Annotated in this window: 25 protein-coding genes; 13 read left to right on the forward strand and 12 right to left on the reverse strand. The window is 71.1% G+C overall.

What is annotated here, in order from left to right; translation table 11 throughout:
* The first annotated feature begins 155 nt into the window (after positions 1-155).
* The gene (locus C593_RS32955) at positions 156-365 is read left to right on the forward strand and encodes a hypothetical protein (RefSeq protein ID WP_158686818.1); all 210 of its coding nucleotides are present in this window, start codon (positions 156-158) and stop codon (positions 363-365) included.
* Positions 366-519: 154 nt separating this feature from the next.
* Here the strand turns inward: C593_RS32955 and C593_RS33680 are convergent, their stop codons facing one another.
* On the reverse strand, positions 520-927 hold the full coding sequence (locus tag C593_RS33680; RefSeq protein ID WP_486591119.1) for a helix-turn-helix domain-containing protein: 408 nt from the start codon (positions 925-927) through the stop codon (positions 520-522).
* 405 nt (positions 928-1,332) lie between these two features.
* Positions 1,333-1,797, reverse strand: coding sequence for a DUF4304 domain-containing protein (locus C593_RS31540; RefSeq protein WP_078521371.1), 465 nt, complete (start codon positions 1,795-1,797; stop codon positions 1,333-1,335).
* A 26-nt stretch (positions 1,798-1,823) separates the two neighbouring features.
* Between C593_RS31540 and C593_RS33685 the strand changes: the two genes are divergently transcribed.
* A complete protein-coding gene (locus C593_RS33685) occupies positions 1,824-1,955 on the forward strand; it encodes a hypothetical protein (RefSeq protein WP_486591108.1) in 132 nt (43 codons plus the stop codon).
* Between the two features lie 22 nt (positions 1,956-1,977).
* Here the strand turns inward: C593_RS33685 and C593_RS0110500 are convergent, their stop codons facing one another.
* The 3 genes from C593_RS0110500 to mca are packed head-to-tail and all read right to left on the reverse strand — an operon-like array spanning position 1,978 to position 4,298.
* A complete protein-coding gene (locus C593_RS0110500) occupies positions 1,978-3,117 on the reverse strand; it encodes a Fic family protein (RefSeq protein ID WP_018847255.1) in 1,140 nt (379 codons plus the stop codon).
* 52 nt (positions 3,118-3,169) lie between these two features.
* Positions 3,170-3,424 (reverse strand): hypothetical protein, encoded by a 255-nt coding sequence (locus C593_RS0110505; protein ID WP_078521373.1) that lies wholly within the window; start codon positions 3,422-3,424, stop codon positions 3,170-3,172.
* Positions 3,417-4,298, reverse strand: a complete 882-nt coding sequence (mca, locus tag C593_RS0110510) for a mycothiol conjugate amidase Mca (RefSeq protein ID WP_026277560.1) — start codon at positions 4,296-4,298, stop codon at positions 3,417-3,419. Before mca ends, C593_RS0110505 begins: the two co-directional genes overlap by 8 nt.
* A gap of 106 nt (positions 4,299-4,404) precedes the next feature.
* On the opposite strand from mca, the gene C593_RS0110515 reads away from it, so the two are divergent.
* Positions 4,405-4,812: a DUF4307 domain-containing protein gene (locus tag C593_RS0110515; protein ID WP_106434623.1), complete on the forward strand. Its 408-nt coding sequence runs from the start codon at positions 4,405-4,407 to the stop codon at positions 4,810-4,812.
* A gap of 262 nt (positions 4,813-5,074) precedes the next feature.
* Positions 5,075-5,572 (forward strand): transcription elongation factor GreA, encoded by a 498-nt coding sequence (gene greA / locus C593_RS0110520; RefSeq protein WP_018847259.1) that lies wholly within the window; start codon positions 5,075-5,077, stop codon positions 5,570-5,572.
* A gap of 191 nt (positions 5,573-5,763) precedes the next feature.
* Here greA and C593_RS0110525 read toward each other — a convergent pair whose 3' ends face one another.
* The 3 genes from C593_RS0110525 to ilvA form a co-directional block, all read right to left on the reverse strand.
* Entirely contained in the window at positions 5,764-6,624 is an 861-nt protein-coding gene (locus C593_RS0110525; RefSeq protein WP_018847260.1) for an ABC transporter permease, read from the reverse strand.
* Positions 6,621-7,712 (reverse strand): daunorubicin resistance protein DrrA family ABC transporter ATP-binding protein, encoded by a 1,092-nt coding sequence (locus C593_RS0110530; protein WP_018847261.1) that lies wholly within the window; start codon positions 7,710-7,712, stop codon positions 6,621-6,623. The genes C593_RS0110525 and C593_RS0110530 overlap by 4 nt, the downstream gene beginning before the upstream one ends.
* Positions 7,713-8,023: 311 nt before the next feature.
* Positions 8,024-9,256 (reverse strand): threonine ammonia-lyase, encoded by a 1,233-nt coding sequence (ilvA, locus tag C593_RS0110535; protein WP_018847262.1) that lies wholly within the window; start codon positions 9,254-9,256, stop codon positions 8,024-8,026.
* A gap of 257 nt (positions 9,257-9,513) precedes the next feature.
* On the opposite strand from ilvA, the gene C593_RS29345 reads away from it, so the two are divergent.
* The 4 genes from C593_RS29345 to C593_RS0110555 all read left to right on the forward strand — a co-directional run bounded on the left by C593_RS29345 (position 9,514) and on the right by C593_RS0110555 (position 11,393).
* The gene (locus tag C593_RS29345; protein ID WP_199790017.1) at positions 9,514-10,044 is read left to right on the forward strand and encodes a MarR family transcriptional regulator; all 531 of its coding nucleotides are present in this window, start codon (positions 9,514-9,516) and stop codon (positions 10,042-10,044) included.
* A gap of 209 nt (positions 10,045-10,253) precedes the next feature.
* Entirely contained in the window at positions 10,254-10,784 is a 531-nt protein-coding gene (locus C593_RS29350; protein WP_037745436.1) for a sigma factor-like helix-turn-helix DNA-binding protein, read from the forward strand.
* A complete protein-coding gene (locus tag C593_RS0110550) occupies positions 10,781-11,032 on the forward strand; it encodes a hypothetical protein (protein ID WP_018847265.1) in 252 nt (83 codons plus the stop codon). Before C593_RS29350 ends, C593_RS0110550 begins: the two co-directional genes overlap by 4 nt.
* A 169-nt stretch (positions 11,033-11,201) precedes the next feature.
* Entirely contained in the window at positions 11,202-11,393 is a 192-nt protein-coding gene (locus C593_RS0110555) for a DUF1059 domain-containing protein (RefSeq protein WP_018847266.1), read from the forward strand.
* Between the two features lie 134 nt (positions 11,394-11,527).
* Here C593_RS0110555 and C593_RS0110560 read toward each other — a convergent pair whose 3' ends face one another.
* Positions 11,528-12,682, reverse strand: a complete 1,155-nt coding sequence (locus tag C593_RS0110560) for a cystathionine gamma-synthase (RefSeq protein ID WP_018847267.1) — start codon at positions 12,680-12,682, stop codon at positions 11,528-11,530.
* Between the two features lie 243 nt (positions 12,683-12,925).
* Between C593_RS0110560 and C593_RS0110565 the strand changes: the two genes are divergently transcribed.
* Positions 12,926-14,029 carry a membrane protein gene (locus C593_RS0110565; RefSeq protein ID WP_018847268.1) on the forward strand — a complete coding sequence of 368 codons (1,104 nt, stop codon included), beginning with the start codon at positions 12,926-12,928 and terminating at the stop codon, positions 14,027-14,029.
* Positions 14,030-14,070: 41 nt separating this feature from the next.
* Here C593_RS0110565 and msrA read toward each other — a convergent pair whose 3' ends face one another.
* The gene (gene msrA, locus C593_RS0110570) at positions 14,071-14,583 is read right to left on the reverse strand and encodes a peptide-methionine (S)-S-oxide reductase MsrA (protein ID WP_018847269.1); all 513 of its coding nucleotides are present in this window, start codon (positions 14,581-14,583) and stop codon (positions 14,071-14,073) included.
* A gap of 213 nt (positions 14,584-14,796) precedes the next feature.
* Here msrA and C593_RS0110575 point away from each other — a divergent pair, with 213 nt between their 5' ends.
* Positions 14,797-15,180, forward strand: coding sequence for a VOC family protein (locus tag C593_RS0110575; protein WP_026277561.1), 384 nt, complete (start codon positions 14,797-14,799; stop codon positions 15,178-15,180).
* Between the two features lie 101 nt (positions 15,181-15,281).
* Here the strand turns inward: C593_RS0110575 and C593_RS0110580 are convergent, their stop codons facing one another.
* Entirely contained in the window at positions 15,282-15,638 is a 357-nt protein-coding gene (locus C593_RS0110580) for a DUF1330 domain-containing protein (protein WP_018847271.1), read from the reverse strand.
* Positions 15,639-15,861: 223 nt separating this feature from the next.
* Positions 15,862-16,914: an NAD(P)-dependent alcohol dehydrogenase gene (locus tag C593_RS0110585; protein ID WP_018847272.1), complete on the reverse strand. Its 1,053-nt coding sequence runs from the start codon at positions 16,912-16,914 to the stop codon at positions 15,862-15,864.
* A 127-nt stretch (positions 16,915-17,041) separates the two neighbouring features.
* Here C593_RS0110585 and C593_RS0110590 point away from each other — a divergent pair, with 127 nt between their 5' ends.
* The 3 genes from C593_RS0110590 to C593_RS0110600 are packed head-to-tail and all read left to right on the forward strand — an operon-like array spanning position 17,042 to position 19,233.
* Positions 17,042-17,908, forward strand: a complete 867-nt coding sequence (locus C593_RS0110590) for an MmyB family transcriptional regulator (RefSeq protein WP_018847273.1) — start codon at positions 17,042-17,044, stop codon at positions 17,906-17,908.
* A 35-nt stretch (positions 17,909-17,943) separates the two neighbouring features.
* Positions 17,944-18,558 carry an outer membrane protein assembly factor BamB family protein gene (locus tag C593_RS30965; RefSeq protein WP_078521376.1) on the forward strand — a complete coding sequence of 205 codons (615 nt, stop codon included), beginning with the start codon at positions 17,944-17,946 and terminating at the stop codon, positions 18,556-18,558.
* A 57-nt stretch (positions 18,559-18,615) separates the two neighbouring features.
* Positions 18,616-19,233 (forward strand): outer membrane protein assembly factor BamB family protein, encoded by a 618-nt coding sequence (locus tag C593_RS0110600; protein ID WP_018847275.1) that lies wholly within the window; start codon positions 18,616-18,618, stop codon positions 19,231-19,233.
* Positions 19,234-19,255: the final 22 nt, after the last annotated feature.

The raw sequence follows: 19,255 nt of genomic DNA on the forward strand, positions 1-19,255 counted from the left end.
ACACCCCGGAGGCCCGGCCGGAGTCTTCTCCGTCCGGACCTCCAGGCTCTTGCGTGAGCAGAGTGCTACACATGCTCCATTCGGCTGATCCATCGTTGACATACGTCCACGGTGATCGGCTCGAACAGTTCAGGACTTGAAACCTCGAATAGGAATTGAGTCAGCAAGTCGACGTCGAATTCATCGATCTCGACACGCTCCAGCATGTGAACCACTCCAGCCCATCGCGACAAGTCGAGAACGCTTACTGCTCCGGAAATGCACCGCTGGAGAACATCCCTTACGGCATCACGGTCGAGATGAACAGAAGGCCCCTCGTGCCGATCGCAGCTATTGGCAGCTTCTACCAGACCATCCAGCGATGATTCCCAGCGAATCAGGCTGGTGAGAGCCCGGCAAGGATCCGATTCCATGGGTCTCATCCTCACTTGAACTTGACGTGCACAATGCTGCCATCAGGTAGGAACGTCGTCTTGTAGGCCAACTCTGTCACCCCTTGAGAATCAACTCGTCCTGGCCTCACGACCCGGTCTGACGCAGACCATCCCGGCCATCAGGACCCGGCAAGGGCTCTTGCCCATCACTCTGACCAGCGGCGTCCGCCCACACCGTGACCAGGTCCAACCTCTGCCGGGCTTCAGGTCCTGCCCGGCCTCGCACTCGAAGACGATCCACGCGCCCAGGAACTGGGCCGTCCCCTTGCCCGTGACGTGACCACTGCTCCGTCCGCCACCGCTCTACGGCCTGCTCGTCGCGCTCGACCGCCCGGTGCGCGGGGACCTGCGGTGACCAGCCCAGCCGGTGCAGCAGATACGACACCCCACGTGGCGTGTGCCTGTGGATCAGCCCGGCCACGCGTGCGAGGGTCCACCGCTGGTCCTCGCTCCAGCCGTGCGTCGCAGGGCCGGCATCCAGCTCGGCTTGCAGCCGTTCTACCTGCTCATCGCTGAGCCGACACGGAAAGCCACCACGCCCCGGTTACGGGTGTCGCGGAAGTCGGCGTACGCCTGGCACGCGGCCTGGCGCGACGTCGGCACGTGGCCCTGCCTTCCAAGGGGCCCGCCACCTCCGGCGGCCGCATCCCGCGCTCGAACATCTCCGCGGCCTCGAAACGCACGCGCTCACGCTTCGCCCGCCCCGCAGCGGTCAGACCGCCGCCATCCGCGTACTCATGACGAGGATGCAGCGCCGCCAACGCCCGCTGTCCTCCCACCCGTTCAACCTCAGCGGCAACTACTACCGTCAGCGCCTACAAATCCCGGCGATCCGGCACTCCGAGAAATCATGAATCCACAGAAGTGAACCTGTCGGCTTGGAATCAAAGACGATGCCTCACCCCTCTTCAAGCAATTTACCCCTGATTTCACGGTGAATGAAAACCTGATCACTAACGCTCGTACGCAGCAGCGACTTCAAGCCTTGGATGCTCTCAATCGGATTGACCGCCCGCGCTACCGGAGTTGCAATCTTTTCGGCAAGACCTATTCGAAGGGAATCCTCGCTGCGCACCTCCGCTGCTTGTGCGGACAGGAGGTCGAGATCTTCGCGAGAAATGGAGGTGATAGCGTCCGCCCTGAACCTGACGAGACATTTAATCTCCGGGAGCCACCCCGACTTGATATTGGCAGCTAGCGCGAATCCGACGTTTACGTTACACGACTCATCCCAGCTGGACTCCTGGACGGCAACTACACAGTAGAGATCGCCAGACACTCTGTACCAGCTCGCCGACTTCTTTCGAAAACCCAGCGGCTTGAAAACCCCATTGAGGACCTCCAGGAGAATCGAGTTAACCATCAGCCGAACCTCTTATACGTGTCGAGATGGCCAGTCCAGCCCGGACCGGTCATCTCCTCCAACTCGGCGACGCACTTCTGCAACTGTCGCGGTCCGTCCTGACGGTCCGCTGGCCGTCCGTGCCGGGCTACGCGGCGGGCGGGGACGGGCCGCCGTAGCGCGCCGCACCCCTCGCCGTCGTCAGTCCGCTGCGTACGGGTCCGTGAGCCGGACCGGGCCGGCGGCGCGTTCCAGGACGTGCGCGGGGAAGCGGGCACCTGGTACGTAGAAGCGGGCCTTGGTGTTGCCGACCGCTTCGAGGAGGCCCGCGTCCGTGAGAGCACGCATGTCCCGCACCGCCTGCTGGCCGCTCAGGTTCTCGGCCCGCTGGTAGCGGGCGCGACGGACCCGGCCCACGAGTGCCGCGTCGTGGAGCGCGGTGATCTGGCGCTCGTCGATCCCGTGGGCGGCGGCGAATTCCTCCAGGTCCGTCCAGCAGCGGTTGGAGCGTTCGATGCGGAAGCCCACCAACTGCGCCTGCTGGTGGTAGGCGAGCAGGTTGAACCGGATCCAGGGGCGCGTGTCGCGGTCGGGACTCCATTCCGGGCCCGCGGTCTTGAGGACCTTGTAGTACTCCCAGGTGTTGCCCGGCGCCCCCAGCCACGCCTCGATCGAGGAGAACTCGGGTGCCAGCACGCCGCCCCGCGCGATGAGCAGCGTCTGGAGGGAGCGGGACATCCGGCCGTTGCCGTCGGCCCACGGGTGAATGTTGACCAGGTTGAGGTGGGCCAGGGCGGCCCGGAGGAGAAAGTGCGTGTCCGGGTCGCCGTCGTTGAGCCAGTCCACCAGTTCGCTCATGAGGGCGGGGAGGCGGTCCGCGTCCGGGGTGACGTAGGCGGCCACGTCGGGGCGGCCCGGTTCGTTGATCCACGCTCCTCGCCTGCGCCACTGGCCGGCGAGCCGCTGCGGGTGATGGTGCCCCTGGAGCATCCAGTGCAGGCCGTTCAGCAGGCCCTTGGAGTAGGCGAAGTCGGGTACGTCGTGGAGTGACTGGATGTACGTCATGGCGTTCTGGTACGCCAGCGTCTCCGCCTTGTTCTCCTCCGAGGTGGCCACTTCGCGCTCGCCGTCGAGCAGATCCTCGACATCGCGCGAGTCGACTCTGTAGCCCTCGATGGTGTTCGAGCCGGCGATGGCGTCGGCGGTGAGACTCTTCCGCAGGCCCGCCGTCCATTTCGCCGGGGTCCCCAGCACCTGGTGCCGCAGCCGTTCCCGCCGCGTGTCGACCTCGGCGAGTACCCGCTCATCCTCGGAGGTCAGCGAAGGGATGGAGTACAACATGATTCGATGATACCCAGTGGGTGTCATCGAATCATGTTGGCGCACCCCCCGCTCAGGCCCTCGACCCACCCGTCCGCTTCGCGGAGGAGGCGGCGCCCGAGGGGCGCTCGGTCTCCGGCTTCTCCTCGAAGTTCACGCGCCCCATGTGGCGGTTCATGGACTTCATCAGGAACCACACGCCGACCGCCATCACCGCGAAGACGATGAAGCCCAGGACACCGGGGGTGACCTTGTTCTCGTCCAGCTCCTTGGCCAGGGTGGCGACGTGCGTCATTGCGAGGTTTGCGCTAGCGCTCATGTCAGGCATTCTCCCGGACGCCCTCGAAGAGGTCGCTCTCGGGGAGGGAAGTGTCCACGAGGGACTTCGCCAGCTCGTACTCCTCGGTCGGCCAGACCTCCTTCTGGATCTCCATCGGGACCCGGAACCAGCCGCCGTCGGGGTCGATCTGCGTCGCGTGCGCGATCAGCGCCCGGTCGCGGACCTCGAAGAACTCGGCGCACGGCACATGCGTGGTCAGCGTCCGCTCCGCGCGCTGGAACTCCTTCCAGCGCTCCAGCCACTCCCCGTACGGCGACTCCAGGCCGCGAGCGAGGAGCGCCTCGTGCAGGGCGATGGTGCGCGGGCGGTTGAAACCCTGGTTGTAGTACAGCTTCTGCGGCTGGAAGGCCGGGCCGTACTCGGACTCCGGGAACTTCTCGGGGTCGGCCGCGCCGTCGAAGGCCACCATCGTGATCTTGTGGGTCATGATGTGGTCGGGGTGCGGGTAGCCGCCGTTCTCGTCGTAGGTGGTGATCACCTGCGGACGGAACGCGCGGATCTTGCGCACCAGCTCGCCCGCCGCCTTGTCGACGTCCTCCAGGGCGAAGCACCCCTCGGGCAGCGGGGGCAGCGGGTCACCCTCGGGGAGACCGGAGTCGACGAAGCCGAGCCACTCCTGCTTCACCCCCAGGATCTCGCGGGCCTCGTCCATCTCCTTCCGCCGCACCTCGTGGATGTTCTCCTCGATGTACGGGTCGCCCTGGAGCTTCGGGTTGAGGATGGAGCCGCGCTCGCCCCCCGTGCAGGTCACGACCAGCACGTCCACCCCCTCGGACACATACTTCGCCATCGTGGCCGCGCCCTTGCTCGACTCGTCGTCGGGGTGGGCGTGCACGGCCATCAGTCGCAGCTGCTCAGTCAAGACTCGATCCTCAGTGATTCGTCGCGTCGTGCGCTCTCTATAGTGACCGAACCGGGGGGCGGAAAATTCCTGTCCCCGGAACCCGGAGGGATCGATCATGGCGGCGGTGCGCGAGGTACGCGAGGAGCTTCCGCGCGGGCGCTACGGGCGTTCGGCGGACGAGCGCGCGGACCGCAGGCTGCGGGTCGTCGGCGCCTTCCTCGGCGCGGGTCTGGTCGCCATGGTGGGCTGGTTCGGCTACGACTACATCACCGGCCAGACGATCAGCGCCGAGATGATCAAGTTCGACATCGTCGAGGGCGAGAAGACGGTCCAGGCGCACCTGGAGATCCGCAAGGACGCCGGCGCCACGGGAACCTGCACGGTGCGGGCCCTCGCGGAGGACGGCGGCGAGGTCGGCCGGCTGGACGCCCGGATCGAGGACGCGGACACCGCCCGGATCGACCGGGTCTTCACGATCCGCACCACGCGTGAGGCGACCAGCGCCGAGCTGATGGGCTGCACGGCCTCCTGAGCCGCTGAGCCGCGGAGCCGCCCCGGACGGCGCCCCGGGCCGGACCGCGCCCGCGGCCCGGCCCACGTACGGGAACGCGTGCCGGACCGCCTGCCAGGAACGCGGTCCGGAACACGCTGACCAGCGGCGTTCCCGACGCGGTGGGATATGTCCTCCCCCTTTCGCCCCGAAATTGTTAGGCTCGTGGTTTCGCCCATCCAGGAAGGACCATCCTTCTGGGTAGGGCGATGCTTTGTATTCCCAGTACCTACGAGGAGCACCTGTGACCCAGACCAGCGAGAACGTCACCTGGCTCACCCAGGAGGCGTACAACCAGCTCAAGGCCGAGCTGGAGTACCTGTCTGGTCCCGCGCGCACCGAGATCGCGAAGAAGATCGAGGCGGCGCGTGAGGAAGGGGACCTGCGGGAGAACGGCGGGTACCACGCGGCCAAGGAGGAGCAGGGCAAGCAGGAGCTCCGAGTGCGCCAGCTCACCCAGCTCCTGGACAACGCGAAGGTCGGTGAGGCCCCCGCGGACGACGGCATCGTCGAGCCCGGCATGGTCGTGACGATCGCCTTCGACGGTGACGAGAACGACACCCTGACCTTCCTGATGGCCTCCCGCGAGTACGCGAGCTCGGACATCGAGACCTACTCGCCGCAGTCGCCGCTCGGCACCGGCGTGAACGGCAAGAAGGTCGGCGACGACGCCGAGTACGAGCTGCCGAACGGCCGGAAGGCCATGGTCAGGATCCTGGCCGCGAAGCCGTACAGCGCCTGACGCGTCGCGCACGGACACGAGAGGGCCCCGGCGGGAATCCGGTTTCGGATTCCCGCCGGGGCCCTCCGCCTGCCAGGGCCCTGCCCGGACCGGCCGCCGTGCCGGCGATCGGCCGGGCCTCGGGCCGTCACGCAGTCAGACCGTCACAGCGTCACGCCCTCACGCCGTCGCGCGGTCACGCGGTCACGCCGTCACGCGGTCGCCGAGCGGTACTTGCGCACCGCCAGCGTCCGGAAGACCACGATGATCAGCACGGACCACAGGATCGAGGCCAGCACGGGGTTCTGCATGGGCCAGGCGTCCGGCGTCGGATAGCCCGGCGGCAGGTTGCCGAAGAGCTCGCGGGCCGCCTGGACCGTGGCGCTGAACGGGTTCCACTCGGCGATGTGCCGCAGGAAGGTCGGCATGTTCTCCGAGGGCACGAACGCGTTGGAGATGAACGTCAGCGGGAACAGCCAGATCAGGCCGCCCGAGGTCGCCGCCTCCGGGGTCCGGACCGAGAGGCCGATCAGCGCGCCGATCCAGGAGAACGCGTACCCGAGGAGCAGGAGCAGGGCGAAGCCCGCCGCGACCTTGGCCGCGTTCTCATGGGTGCGCCAGCCGACGAGGAGGGCGACGCCCGCGAGGACGACCAGGGTGAGCGCCGTCTGCACCAGGTCGGCCAGGGTCCGGCCGGTGAGGACCGCGCCCCGTGCCATCGGCAGCGAGCGGAAGCGGTCGATCAGGCCCTTGTGCATGTCGTCGGCGATGCCCGCGCCCGCCCCGGCGGTCGCGAAGGTGACCGTCTGGGCGAAGATGCCCGCCATCAGGAACTCGCGGTAGGCGGCCGGGGACAGGCTGCCGCCGACCGAGATCGAGCCGCCGAAGACGTAGCTGAACAGCACCACGAACATGACCGGCTGGATGATCCCGAAAATGATCATCTCGGGGATCCGGGTCATGCGGATGATGTTCCGCTTGGCCACGACCAGGGAGTCGTTGAAGGACTGGACGATTCCGCCGCGCGGGCGGGGCGCCGCGACCGGGGCGGCGGTGTCGGTGGTGGCGCTCACTTGGCGCTCTCCTTCCGGGGCGCGTCGCCCTCTGCGTTGCCGCCCGTGCGGGCGGTCCCGGCGTTCCCGGCGGTCCCGGCGGTCCCGCCGCTGCCCCTGCTGGGCCCGTTCTCGCCGCTCTCACCGTTCTCGCCGTTCTCGTCGGCGACCTCGGCCGCGTGGCCGGTGAGGGAGATGAACACGTCGTCCAGGGTCGGACGGCGCAGGCCGATGTCGTCGATCTCGATACCGCGCGCGTCGAGGTCGCGGATGACCTCGGCGAGCAGCTTGGCGCCGCCGGTGACGGGGACGGTCAGCTTCCGGGTGTGTTCGACGACGCTGACCTCGCCCTTGCCGTAGGTGGTGAGGATCTGGCGGGCGGCGGCGATCTCCTCCGGCCGGTGGACGACCACCTCCACGCGCTCGCCGCCGGTGCGGGCCTTGAGCTGGTCGGAGGTGCCGCGGGCGATGACCTTGCCGTGGTCGACGACGCAGATGTCGTCGGCGAGGTGGTCGGCCTCCTCCAGGTACTGGGTGGTGAGCAGCAGGGTGGTGCCGCCGCGCACGAGTTCCTGGATGACGTCCCACAACTGCTGCCGGTTGCGCGGGTCGAGGCCGGTGGTCGGCTCGTCCATGAACATCACGGGCGGCGACACCACCAGGGCGGCGGCGAGGTCGAGGCGGCGGCGCATACCGCCGGAGTACGTCTTGGCGGGGCGGTCGGCGGCGTCGGCGAGGTTGAAGCGCTCCAGCAGCTGCGCCGCCCGGGCCTTCGCGTCGCGGCCGGACATCTGGTAGAGCTGCCCGACCATCTGGAGGTTCTCGCGGCCGGTCAGGTACTCGTCGACCGCGGCGAACTGCCCGGAGAGGCCGATGGACCGGCGGACCTCGTTCGGATGCTTGAGCACGTCGATGCCGGCGACCCGCGCCGTGCCGCTGTCCGGCTGGAGCAGGGTGGTCAGCACCCGCACGGTGGTGGTCTTGCCGGCGCCGTTCGGGCCGAGAAGTCCGAGGACCGTGCCTTCGGGGACGTCGAGATCGACGCCGTCCAGAGCCCTGACGTCGCCGAAGGTCTTGACCAGACCTTCGGCGTAGATGGCGCCTGGCATAAAGGGTCTCCCAAGGTGACAGGGGATGGCTTGCGTGTAACGGACGGGGCTTGCGGATGACGCGGGTTGCGGATTGACGCGGCTTGCGGATGACGCGGCTTGCGGGGAAACGGGCCGCTGGAAAGCGTAGGGAACCGGGCGAACAGGCACCCCGCGAACCGGCCGACCGAACAGGAGTCCGACCGTAAAGGCACACCGGCACCCGACCGGCCCGCCCCGAAAGTATCGCGATGTATCGCGACTCACAAGCGGTTTCCACCACGCACCCCGGGCTTCCGGTGGGCCACCCGGGGCCGGGCAGGAAGCGCGGCTCAGCCGCCCAGCACCGTGTACCCCGCGGCCCGCAGCTCCGCCGCCACCTGCTCGCAGTGCTCCGGCCCCTTCGTCTCCAGTTGCAGCTCCACCTCCGCCTCCGTCAGCCCGAGCCTCGGGTCGGTGCGCACATGGCTCACGTCCAGGACGTTGGCGTCCGCCGCCGAGAGGGTCCCCAGCAGCGCCGCGAGCGCCCCCGGCCGGTCGGTGAGCCGCAGCTTGAGCGACAGGTACCGACCGGCAGCCGCCATCCCGTGCCGCAGGATCCGCTGCATCAGCAGCGGGTCCACGTTGCCGCCGGACAGCAGCGCGACCACCGGCCCGTCGAACGACTCCGGCTCGCTCAGCAGCGCCGCCACCGTGCTGGCGCCCGCCGGTTCGACGACCAGCTTGGCCCGTTCCAGGCACAGCAGCAGGGCGCTGGAGAGCGCGTCCTCGGAGACCGTACGGACCTCGTCCACGAGATCGCCAATGATTTTGAAGGGCACGTCCCCGGGCCGTCCGACCTTGATCCCGTCGGCCATCGTCACGGGCCTGCGGACCGCCACCGGACGCCCGGCCGCCAGCGACGGCGGATAGGCGGCCGCGCCCTCCGCCTGCACGCCGATCACCTTCACGTCCGGCCGCAGCGCCTTCACCGCCACCGCGATGCCCGCCGCGAGACCGCCGCCGCCCATGCCGACGAGGATCGTCCGCACCTCCGGGCACTGCTCCAGGACCTCCAGGCCGAGGGTGCCCTGGCCCGCGATGATGTCCGGGTGGTCGAAGGGGTGGATGAACACCGCGCCGGTCTCCCGCGCGAACTCCTGTGCCTGCTCCAGGGTCTCGTCGACGACCTGGCCCACCAGGCGCACGTCCGCGCCGTACTCCCGGGTGGCGGCCACCTTCGGCAGCGGCGCCCCGACCGGCATGAACACCGTGGAGCGCACACCGAGGAGCGAGGAGGCGAGCGCCACCCCCTGCGCGTGGTTGCCCGCGGAGGCGGCGACGACCCCGGCGGCCCGCTCCTCGGGGGTGAGGCAGGAGATCCGCACATACGCCCCGCGCAGCTTGAACGAGCCGGTGCGCTGGAGGTTCTCGCACTTCAGGTGGACGGGCGAGCCCACCAGCCGGGACAGGTGCCGGCTGCCCTCCATGGGCGTCATCCGGGCGACACCCGCGAGCATCTTCTGCGCTCCCCGGACGTCGTCGAGGATGACGGGGCAGGCGGCCTGGGGCAGGCGGAAGTTCATGCGCCAAGTCTCGCAGCCGGGGCCCGGCGGCGGGCCGCCGTCCGCATACCGGGCGCCCCGCCCCGGCCTGGGAGTTCTCCCGTAACCGCCGCGGTGACCGCGCCCGCGAGGGCACTCCCGACGGGCCCCCGGACCGGCCGTGGACCGGCGCCCTATACCGGGTGCACCGGATTGGGCAGCCCGCCTCCGCGCGGGGGCACGGCCGCGTACTCTTGTCCCCCACCAGCCGACCACCGCACGAGAGAGCCCCCGCAGCCATGCCCACTTCCCAGGACATGACAGATCTCGGTCCCGGCCTCCTCGACGCCCTCCAGCACCAGGTGGCCGTCTTCGCGCGACGTGCCGAGCAGACCCGCCTCGGCGGGGTCGGCCAGCTCCGCAACTCCATGGACCGTGCCGCGTACCTCCTGCTCAACCGCCTCGACCAGGAAGGGCCGATGGGCGTCAAGGCGCTGGCCGCCGGGATGGGCATCGACTCCTCCACGGTCACCCGCCAGGTCGCGCCGCTCGTCGACACCGGCCTGGTCAAGCGCACCTCCCACCCGGAGGACGGCCGCGCGGTCGTCCTTCAGCTCTCGCCGCGCGGACAGGCCCGCCTCGACGAGGTGCGCGCCTCGCGGCGGGAGCTGATGCGGCAGATCACGGAGGGCTGGTCGCCGGAGGAGCGGGAGGCGTTCTGCACGCTGCTGACCCGCTTCAACGGCGCGCTCTCGGCGTGGCAGGCGGGCCAGCAGCCGGCCGACGCGGACGCACCGGCGGTCGACCCGGAGACCCCGCCGGCCTCCTGAGCCCCGCGCCCCGCCCGAGCCCCCGGCCCGGGCCCGGCCGGGGAGACCGAGCAGACCGGGGAGACCGGGAAGCGTCCGGGTGGGGTCCGGGCCCGGGTCCGGGTCCGGGTCCGGCAAGGGCGTTCCCCTGGTGTTCCCGGGTGCTCCCTCGTGCTCCCGGGTGTCCCGACCCCTTGACCCCAACACCGGCCTGGGCTCTATATGAGGACGTGAGCCAACGGCACTCCGTGCGGGACCGCCGCCGCGCCCAGGAGTTCGACGCCTTCGTGGCCGGCGCGGCCGCGCGGTTGCTCCATGTCGCCACCCTGCTCACGGCCGAGCCGCCCACGGCCAACCCGCTCGCCCAGCGGCTCCTCACCACCGCCCTCGCCCGCACCTACGCCGACTGGGACCGGCTGCGCGGCGAGGACCCGTACGACCGCACCCGCCAGGAGCTCGCCGCGCGCTTCGCCCGCAGCGCCTGGCGCCACCACCGGGGCCCGGGCGGCGGGGTCCTGGAACGCCTCACCCCGCAGGAACGCCTGGTGCTGGTCCTCCTCGTCTACGACGGGGTCGCCGAGGAGCAGGCCGCGGCCTCTCTCGGCATTCCGGCGGAACGCGTCCGCGCGATCTGCACCCGGGCCGTCTCCGCGATGCGCCACGGCCCGGCCGCACCGGCCAGGCGCCGTCCCGGCCCGCCCGGAGGCCACCCCGTGAGCGGGACCGCCGGCAACGGGATCCGCGGGAGGGCCGCCCCGTGAGCGGCACCGACCGCAAGGAGGGCGAGGTCCGGCGCATGATGGAGGACCGGCCGCCGACCGTCCCCCAGGACCTCGCCGTACGCGCCGCCGCCCGCGGCGACCGCCTCCTGCGCCGCCACCGCGCCCTCCGCCTGGCCGGCTGGCTCCTCCTGTCCGCCGCGCTGCTCGCCCTGCTGGTGTGGGCCCTGGTCGCGGAACCCTGGCTGCCGCCGCCGACCCGGACGACCCCGCCGGTGGAGGGGGTCTAGCCCGGTCTGGACCCCCTCGGCGGTCCGGCACGGTCCCGGACGGTCCGGCACGGTCGGGCGCGGTCCCGGGCGGTCCGGCGCGGTCCCGGGCCGCGGGCTCCGCCCGGCCGGCGGATCTACCCTGGAGACCTGGAGGAAGCGGCACCGCACCCTGTCCGAGGAGGCCGCCATGACCAGGAAAGTCGCCGACTGCCGCAGAACGCCGAGCGTCGCCGGATGCACCCTCACGATCACCGGTGAGGAGGAGGAAGTCGTCCGGGCGGCGACCGAGCACGCCGTCTCCGTGCACCAGCACACCGACGGGCCCGAACTGAGGCAGATGATCAGGGAGTCCCTGGAGGACGAGAAGGTCCCCGCGTGACGGTGAGGAGGTGCGAAGGACCCGTCCGCCGGCGCAGTGCGCGGGCGGACGGGTCCGGGAGCCACCGGCCGGCGCCGGCGGGCAGGGTCGGCAGAACGAGGCCGGCCGAACAGAGGCAGCCGAGGGTCTGGCGGTCAGCCCAGCGCCTGGCGCAGGTCCGCCAGGAGGTCGTCGACCGCCTCGATGCCGACCGAGAGACGCACCAGGTCCGCCGGGACCTCCAGCGCGGAGCCGACCACGGAGGCGTGCGTCATCCTGCCCGGGTGCTCGATCAGTGACTCGACGCCGCCGAGGGACTCGCCCAGCGTGAACAGCTTGGCCCGGTCGCACACCTCGACCGCCGCGGCCTCGCCACCCTGGACGCGGAACGAGACCATGCCGCCGAAGGACTTCATCTGCTTGGCCGCGATCTCGTGGCCGGGGTGCTCGGGCAGGCCCGGGTAGAGGACCTGCGTCACCTTCGGGTGCGTGGTCAGCATCTCCGCGATCCGGGTCGCGTTCTCGCTGTGGCGGTCCATGCGCACCGGCAGCGTCTTGATGCCGCGCAGCACCAGCCACGCGTCGAACGGACCGGCGACGGCGCCCATCGCGTTCTGGTGGTAGGCCAGTTCCTCGCCCAGCTCCGCGTCGGCCGCGATCAGCGCACCGCCGACGACGTCCGAGTGACCGCCCATGTACTTGGTGAGCGAGTGCACGACCACGTCCGCGCCGAGCGCGATGGGCTGCTGGAGGTAGGGGCTCGCGAAGGTGTTGTCCACGACGAGCTTGGCGCCGGCGGAGCGGGCCACCTCCGCGACGGCGGCGATGTCCGTGATCCCGAGCAGCGGGTTGGACGGCGTCTCGACCCAGATCACCTTGGTGCGGTCGGTGACCGCGGCGCGCACCGCCGCCGGGTCCGAGGTGTCCGCGACGGAGAACTCCACACCCCAGCGCGCCACGACCTTGGCGAACAGGCGGAAGGTGCCGCCGTACGCGTCGTTCGGGATGACCACGTGGTCGCCGGGTACCAGCAGCGTACGCAGCAGGCAGTCCTCGGCGGCGAGACCCGAGGCGAAGGCGAGACCGCGGCGGCCGCCCTCGATCGCCGCGAGGTTCTCCTCCAGCGCGGTACGGGTCGGGTTGGCGCTGCGGCTGTACTCGTAGCCGCCGCGCAGTCCGCCCACGCCGTCCTGCTTGTACGTGGACACCTGGTAGATGGGCGGGACGACCGCGCCGGTCAGCGGGTCGGCGGTGTTGCCCGCGTGGATCGCGCGGGTCTCGAAACTGTGCAAGGTGTGCTCGTCGCTCATGAGGCCCGAGCGTAGTCCTGTGAAAGGGCGGGCGGACCACACATGCCTGCCCGCCCCTCGTATACGCGCACCCCACGTGCCCACGCCCCACGTGCCCGGACCACATGGGCCCCGATCACATGTCCCAGGACCACATGGGCCCGGACCACACGTGCCGCGGCAACATGGGCCCGGACCACACGTGCCGCGACCACCAGGGACCTGCCCGCTCGGGGGACGGCGGGTGTCCGGGACAATGGGGCCATGGAGATTCTCTGGTTCCTGATCGCGCTGTGCATGCTCGCCGCGGTCGTCGGCCCGTTCATGCTGCGCCGCCGCTCGGGCATCCGGCTCGCCGCGCCCGGTTCGCCCGACGCCGCCGACCCCGACACCTACGGCTTCGTGCGCCAGGAACAGCTGGACGTCCGCCTGCCGGGCCCCGACCAGGACCTCCTCGACGTGCTCGACGTCGTCCAGCGCACCCAGGACTGGCGAGCCGCCTCGCAGCTCCTCGCCGGGACGCCCAAGGAGAGCGAGACCCGCTGGCAGCGGGTGCAGGCCTTCGCGGGCGCCGCGTCCCTCGAACTCCAGCAGCAGCCCGGCACCGGCGGCGCGTGGCTGCGCGCCTGGCGCTCCGAGTCCCCGAAGGACGCGGGCGGGGCGCAGGTGCACGCCGAGTTCCTCGTGCAGCAGGCGTGGCGGACGGCCGCCGCGGGGACGGACGAGTTCCGGATCATCCTGGAGGAGGCCCGGTCCGTCTGCGCCCAGGCCGCGCTGCTGGCGCCCGGCGACCCCGTCCCGTACATCGTCGACCTGGCCGTCGCCCGTGGACTCGGCGACTCCCACGAGCAGTTCGACCAGCTCTGGGCCAAGGTCATCGACCGGGCGCCCGGTCACATGGGCGCGCACCTCGCGGCGCTGCACTACCTCTGCGAGAAGTGGCACGGCTCCCGAGAGGAGGCCGACCACTTCGCGACGACCGCCGCCGCCCGCGCCCCGCAGGGCTCCCTGCTCGCCGCGCTGCCGCTGTTCGCGGTGTACGAGCACCTGCCCGAGGTCAACATGGTCAGGGGCTTCTACCAGAGCGCGGTCGTCACCAAGGCGGTCGAGGGCGCGCTGTACGCGGTCCACTCCGCCCGCGCGGACGATCCGATGCTCGCCCACGTCCGGCACCTGCTGATCCTCTTCCTGGTGCGCGGCGAGCGCTGGGCGGAGGCGATGAACCAGCTCGTCCACGTGGACGGGCACGTCGGCGCACTGCCGTGGACGCACAACGGCGACCCGGCGGCCGAGTACACGGTCTACCGCGCGCTGGCCGTGGCGGGTTACGAGGCGAACGGCGGCAGCCCGGCGACGCTGCGGGGCTGAGCCGCCACGCAGCCCCGCCCCAACCCCGCTCCGGTGCCCGCTCAGCCCTCCGCGCGGGCCGGCAGCCGCCAGCCCGGGCGCGGGAAGTGGCAGGTATACCCGTCCGGGTACCGCTCCAGGTAGTCCTGGTGCTCCGGCTCCGCCTCCCAGAAGGGACCGACCGGCTCGACCTCGGTGACGACCGGGCCGGGCCACAGGCCGGAGGCGTCCACGTCCGCGATCGTGTCCTCGGCGACCCGCTTCTGCTCGTCGTCCACGTAGTAGATCGCCGAGCGGTAGCTGAGGCCGATGTCGTTGCCCTGGCGGTTCCTGGTCGTCGGGTCGTGGATCTGGAAGAAGAACTCCAGGAGCTCACGGAAGCTCGTCCGCTCGGGGTCGAAGAGGATCTCGATGGCCTCCGCGTGCGTGCCGTGGTTGCGGTACGTCGCGTTCGGCACGTCGCCGCCCGTGTAGCCGACGCGTGTCGCCGTCACTCCCGGAAGCCGCCGGATCAGGTCCTGCATCCCCCAGAAGCACCCGCCCGCCAGCACGGCCCTCTGCGTCTGCGCCGCCATTGCAGCTCCTCCTTCGTCACACCCGTACATGTCGTCCATGCCGGCTCGTTCGTCGGGCGGCCCGGCGCGCGCACACGCCACCGGAGCCCCGGCCCACTTCCTGAACGCCCGAGGGGCCCCGACGATTCCGGCGCGGGAGGCGGGCCGGGGCGCCCGAGCCCCTGCCCGCACGGCAGCGGGGTGACTGTCAGCGGCCTGTGTCACCCTCGGTGCATGATCGACCACGTATCAGTACAGGTGAAGGACACCGCGGCGAGTGCCGCCTTCTACGACCGGGTGCTGGCCACTCTCGGCGGCACTCGGCTCTTCGAACGGGAGGAGGGGGCGGTGATCGGATACGGGAAGGGCTTCCCGACGTTCTGGATCGGCCCGGTGACGACGGACGGGGCGGCCCGGGAGGCGCATCTCGCGTTCTCGGCGCGCGACCGGGCGGCCGTGCGCGCCTTCTTCGACGCGGCGGTGGAGGCGGGCGCCGAGGTGCTGCACGAGCCGAGAGTGTGGCCGGAGTACCACCCGGCGTACTACGGGGCGTTCGTGCGGGATCCGGACGGCAACAACGTGGAGGCGGTGTGCCATGCGCCGGAGGGGGCGGGGTGAGGGCCCGGGGCAGGGCGGGCCCGGCCGGGGCGGTGCGGGGCCCGGAGGGGGCGGTGCGGGGCCCGGAGGGGGCGGTGCGGGGCCCGGAGGGGGCGGCGGGCTCAGGCCGCGGGGGTGCCCTGGGCTCGCCGCAGATGCGCGGCCGTCCCGGCCGCGTCGTAGTCGGGGCCCACGCCCTCGGCGAGGACGATGTCCCCCGGCATATGGCGGGTGCGCAGCGGGATCAGGGCCCGGTAGGCGTCGGAGGCGTACCACTCGCGCGCCTCGCGCATACCGGGGAAGGCGACGATCACCAGCGCGCCGGGCCAGTCGCCCTCCACGACCTCGACGTTCGCGCCGTGCACGAGGAAGCGCCCGCCGTAGGGCTCCATGGTGGCCTGGATGCGCTCCATGTAGGCGAAGACCTCGTCGTCGAGACGGGCCGGGGGCTGCAGATGGGCGACGGCGTACGCGGTCATGGCGGGTCCTCCCGGTCGGGGCGGGGCGGCGGTGGGCCCGGGGTTCCGGGCACACCGCGATCGTGCCGGGCGGGGCGGGCGCCCGTCGATTACCTCCCGGGTCATGGCCGGGGGCATCCGATCGGGCGCCGCGCACCGTGCCGCCGCCGACCGCCTCCCATCGGGCGTCGTCGCCTCTGCCTGCGCCTGCGAGGCGACCGAGACCGAGACCGCGTCCGGACCGTCAGATCGTCGCCGTGTCGATCACGAAGCGGTACCGCACATCGCTGGCCAGCACCCTCTCGTACGCCTCGTTCACCTGGTCCGCCCGGATCACCTCGATCTCCGCGCCCAGGCCGTGCTCGGCGCAGAAGTCGAGCATCTCCTGGGTCTCCGGGAGGCCGCCGATACCGGACCCGGCCAGGGTCTTGCGGCCGCCTATGACGGAGAACAGGTTCAGCGAGACCGGCTCCTCCGGGGCGCCGACGTTCACGAAGGCCCCGTCCGTGCGCAGCAGACCGAGGTAGCGGTCGAGCGGCAGCGGCGCGGAGACCGTGGAGACGATCAGGTCGAAGGTGCCCGCGAGCTGTTCGAAGGTGGCGTCGTCGGAGGTCGCGTAGTAGTGGTCGGCGCCGAGCTTCAGGCCGTCGTCCTTCTTGCGGAGCGACTGGGAGAGCACGGTCACCTCGGCGCCGAGCGCGTGCGCGATCTTGACGCCCATGTGTCCGAGGCCGCCGAGCCCGACGATCGCCACCTTCTTGCCGGGGCCGGCCTGCCAGTGGCGCAGCGGCGAGTACAGCGTGATGCCCGCGCACAGCAGCGGGGCCGCCTCGTCGAGGGCGATGCCCTCGGGGATGCGGACGGTGAAGCGCTCGTCGACGACGATATGGGTCGAGTAGCCGCCGTAGGTGGGCTCGCCGTTCTTGTCGAGGGCGTTGTACGTGCCGACGCTGCCGCCGGTGCAGTACTGCTCCAGACCGGCCCTGCAGTTGTCGCAGTCGCGGCAGGAGTCGACGAGGCAGCCGACGCCCACCCGGTCACCGGCCTTGAACCGGGTGACGCCCGGGCCGGTCTCGGTGACGATCCCGGCGATCTCGTGGCCGGGGACCATCGGGTAGATGCCGGTGCCCCAGCCGTCACGGGCCTGGTGGATGTCGGAGTGGCAGATGCCCGCGAACTTGATGTCGATCAGTACGTCGTGTTCGCCGACGGCCCGGCGCGGGATCGTGGTGCGCTCCAGCGGGGCGCCCGCGGCGGGGGCGGCGTAGGCGGGGACGGTGGATACGTTCGTGGTCATGGCATCGAGCCTGCCCGGGCACGGCGGAGCCACCCAGCCCTCTGTCGTGCCTACGTCCGCCGTGCCTACCACTGGCAGGGTCAGGCTCGTCCGGCGGGCCGCCCCGGGGGTGGCCAATACTTGAGGGATGGACCAGCGTGCCGAACTCAGCGAATTCCTCCGGTCCCGGCGGGCCCGGCTGAAGCCGGAGGACGTCGGGCTGCCCGACTTCGGCCGCCACCGCCGCGTCCCGGGGCTGCGCCGGGAGGAGCTGGCGCAACTGGCGGGGGTGTCGGTGGCGTACTACACGCGGCTGGAGCAGGGGAACGGGCAGAACGTGTCCTCGGAGGTGCTGGACTCGATCGCCCGGGCGCTGCGGCTGTCGGACACCGAGCACGCGCATCTGACGCATCTGGCCAAGCCCAAGGCGAAGAAGAAGCGGGGCGCGGTCCACCGGACGCAGAAGGTGCGGCCGCAGCTCCAGCAGCTGATCGACACCATGGACCAGACCCCCGCGCTGTTCCTGGGGCGGCGCCTGGAGATCCTGGCGTGGAACCGGATGGCCCGCGCCCTGTTCGGCGACTTCGCCGCGATGGAGCCGGCGGAGCGGAACATGGCCCGGCTGGTCTTCCTGGACCCGAACTCCCGCGCGCTGTACCTGGACTGGGAGTGCAAGGCGGTCGAGGTGGTGAGCGTCCTGCGCCTGTGCGCGGGCTGCTACCCGGACGACCCGCAACTCTCCTCTCTCGTAGGCGAGTTGTCGGTGAAGAGCGAGGAGTTCCGCTCCCTGTGGGCGGCCCACACCGTGCAGGAGAAGGGCCACGGCGTGAAGCGCCTCCACCACCCCCTGGTGGGCGAACTCTCCCTCGCCTACGAGACTCTGCGCCTCCCCGACGACCACGACCTCTCCCTCGTCACCTACCACGCCGAACCCGACACCCGCTCCGCCGAGTCCCTCCGCCTGCTGGCGGGCTGGGGCGTCGCCGAGATCCCGGCGGACGCGGGCACGGCGTAGGGACGTCCGCCGCCCAAACCGCCATGTGATCATGGGTGTTACGGTCTGCTCGACCAGGACAGCATCACGCCGGGCGAGTCCGGCATCGGGGGACCGGGAGCCGGGAGCAAGGGCCCCATCCTCTGCTGCCGCCTGCCGCGGCCCTGCTTCTCCCACGAAAGGCAGTTCCCTTGCGTACCTGGCGATCACTGACCGCCGTGGCCTTCAGCACCCCCACCTTCGCCCTGCACGAGGGGCTGGCCTACACGGTGGCCGAGGAGAAGCTCTCGGCCTACGACACCGCGACCGGCGAGGTGATGTGGTCCACCCCGGTCGGTCGAGGTCCGCAGCGTCCCTACGTCGTGGCCGACGGGGACGGCGCCCTGGTGATCGCGGCGGTGTCGGTCACGACCGGCGGCACGGGCACCTCGAAGGAGACGACCTCGACGGAGGTCGTCGCGCTCGACGCGCGCACCGGTACCGAGAAGTGGCGGACGGCGGTCGGCGCGGAGGGGACCCTCATCGGCGCCGACGCCACCGCCGCGGTCGTCGTCGGCACCCGGCCCGAGGCCGACACCGGCACCGACACCGACACCGGCACCGGCACCGGCACCGGCACCGAGACGAGTTCCGTTCACGCGATCGACCCGGCGACCGGCAAGGAACTCTGACAGAAGCCGGACGCGGGACTCGTCGACCCCGTCTACAGCGGCGGCGCGGTCGTCGGCGTGGTGCGGAGCACCGAGAAGTTCACGGTCGAGGGCCGGAGCGAGACCTTCGAGGACCGGTTCACCCGGCTCGTGGGACTCTCCGCGAAGGACGGCTCCGAACTGTGGGAGCAGTACGCCAAGAGCACGACGCTGAAGGCGCGGGCCATCGGTACCGGTGTGCTCCAGACCGAGGTGGTCTACCAGTCGCTCTCCGGTGACTTCGGGGAGGACACCGAGGGCGTGGTCGACGCCCGGACCGGAAAGCAGCTCGTCGGGCTCCCGCCCAGGGAGGGCATCGGCTCCAGCGGCAACGCCTTGACCTGCGCCTACGACGAGCGCAGCGTCGTGGTGTGCGGCAGCACGGCGCACACCTCCGACGAGGTGAACGGCTACGACGCCGTCTCCGGCAAGAAGCTGTGGTCCCTGCCCACCGGGGACCGGACCTCCCTGGAGGTCACCACGGCCTGGCACGGCGCCGTCCACGGGGAGGCGAAGAGCGGCCCCGTCGTCCTGGACGCCCGCACGGGAGCCGACCGGGAGACGGCGCCCGCTGTGGCCCCGAGCGCGGTGGACGGCGGTGTCGGACTCGTCAAGGGCACCCAGGGCAGCCTGGAGGCCCACCGGGCCGTCGGCTGACCAGGGCACACCACCCCCCACT

It is taken from the genome of Streptomyces sp. CNT372, assembly GCF_000377145.1.

Excerpts from the sequence above, each read along its gene's own strand:
- C593_RS31540 (WP_078521371.1), bottom strand. The coding sequence starts at position 1,797 with ATGGTTAACTCGATTCTCCTGGAGGTCCTCAATGGGGTTTTCAAGCCG.
- C593_RS33685 (WP_486591108.1), top strand. The coding sequence starts at position 1,824 with ATGGCCAGTCCAGCCCGGACCGGTCATCTCCTCCAACTCGGCGACGCA.
- C593_RS0110500 (WP_018847255.1), bottom strand. The coding sequence starts at position 3,117 with ATGTTGTACTCCATCCCTTCGCTGACCTCCGAGGATGAGCGGGTACTC.
- C593_RS0110505 (WP_078521373.1), bottom strand. The coding sequence starts at position 3,424 with ATGCCTGACATGAGCGCTAGCGCAAACCTCGCAATGACGCACGTCGCC.
- C593_RS0110530 (WP_018847261.1), bottom strand. The coding sequence starts at position 7,712 with ATGCCAGGCGCCATCTACGCCGAAGGTCTGGTCAAGACCTTCGGCGAC.
- ilvA (WP_018847262.1), bottom strand. The coding sequence starts at position 9,256 with ATGAACTTCCGCCTGCCCCAGGCCGCCTGCCCCGTCATCCTCGACGAC.
- C593_RS29345 (WP_199790017.1), top strand. The coding sequence starts at position 9,514 with ATGCCCACTTCCCAGGACATGACAGATCTCGGTCCCGGCCTCCTCGAC.
- C593_RS0110555 (WP_018847266.1), top strand. The coding sequence starts at position 11,202 with ATGACCAGGAAAGTCGCCGACTGCCGCAGAACGCCGAGCGTCGCCGGA.
- C593_RS0110560 (WP_018847267.1), bottom strand. The coding sequence starts at position 12,682 with ATGAGCGACGAGCACACCTTGCACAGTTTCGAGACCCGCGCGATCCAC.
- C593_RS0110565 (WP_018847268.1), top strand. The coding sequence starts at position 12,926 with ATGGAGATTCTCTGGTTCCTGATCGCGCTGTGCATGCTCGCCGCGGTC.
- msrA (WP_018847269.1), bottom strand. The coding sequence starts at position 14,583 with ATGGCGGCGCAGACGCAGAGGGCCGTGCTGGCGGGCGGGTGCTTCTGG.
- C593_RS0110575 (WP_026277561.1), top strand. The coding sequence starts at position 14,797 with ATGATCGACCACGTATCAGTACAGGTGAAGGACACCGCGGCGAGTGCC.
- C593_RS0110580 (WP_018847271.1), bottom strand. The coding sequence starts at position 15,638 with ATGACCGCGTACGCCGTCGCCCATCTGCAGCCCCCGGCCCGTCTCGAC.
- C593_RS0110585 (WP_018847272.1), bottom strand. The coding sequence starts at position 16,914 with ATGACCACGAACGTATCCACCGTCCCCGCCTACGCCGCCCCCGCCGCG.
- C593_RS0110590 (WP_018847273.1), top strand. The coding sequence starts at position 17,042 with ATGGACCAGCGTGCCGAACTCAGCGAATTCCTCCGGTCCCGGCGGGCC.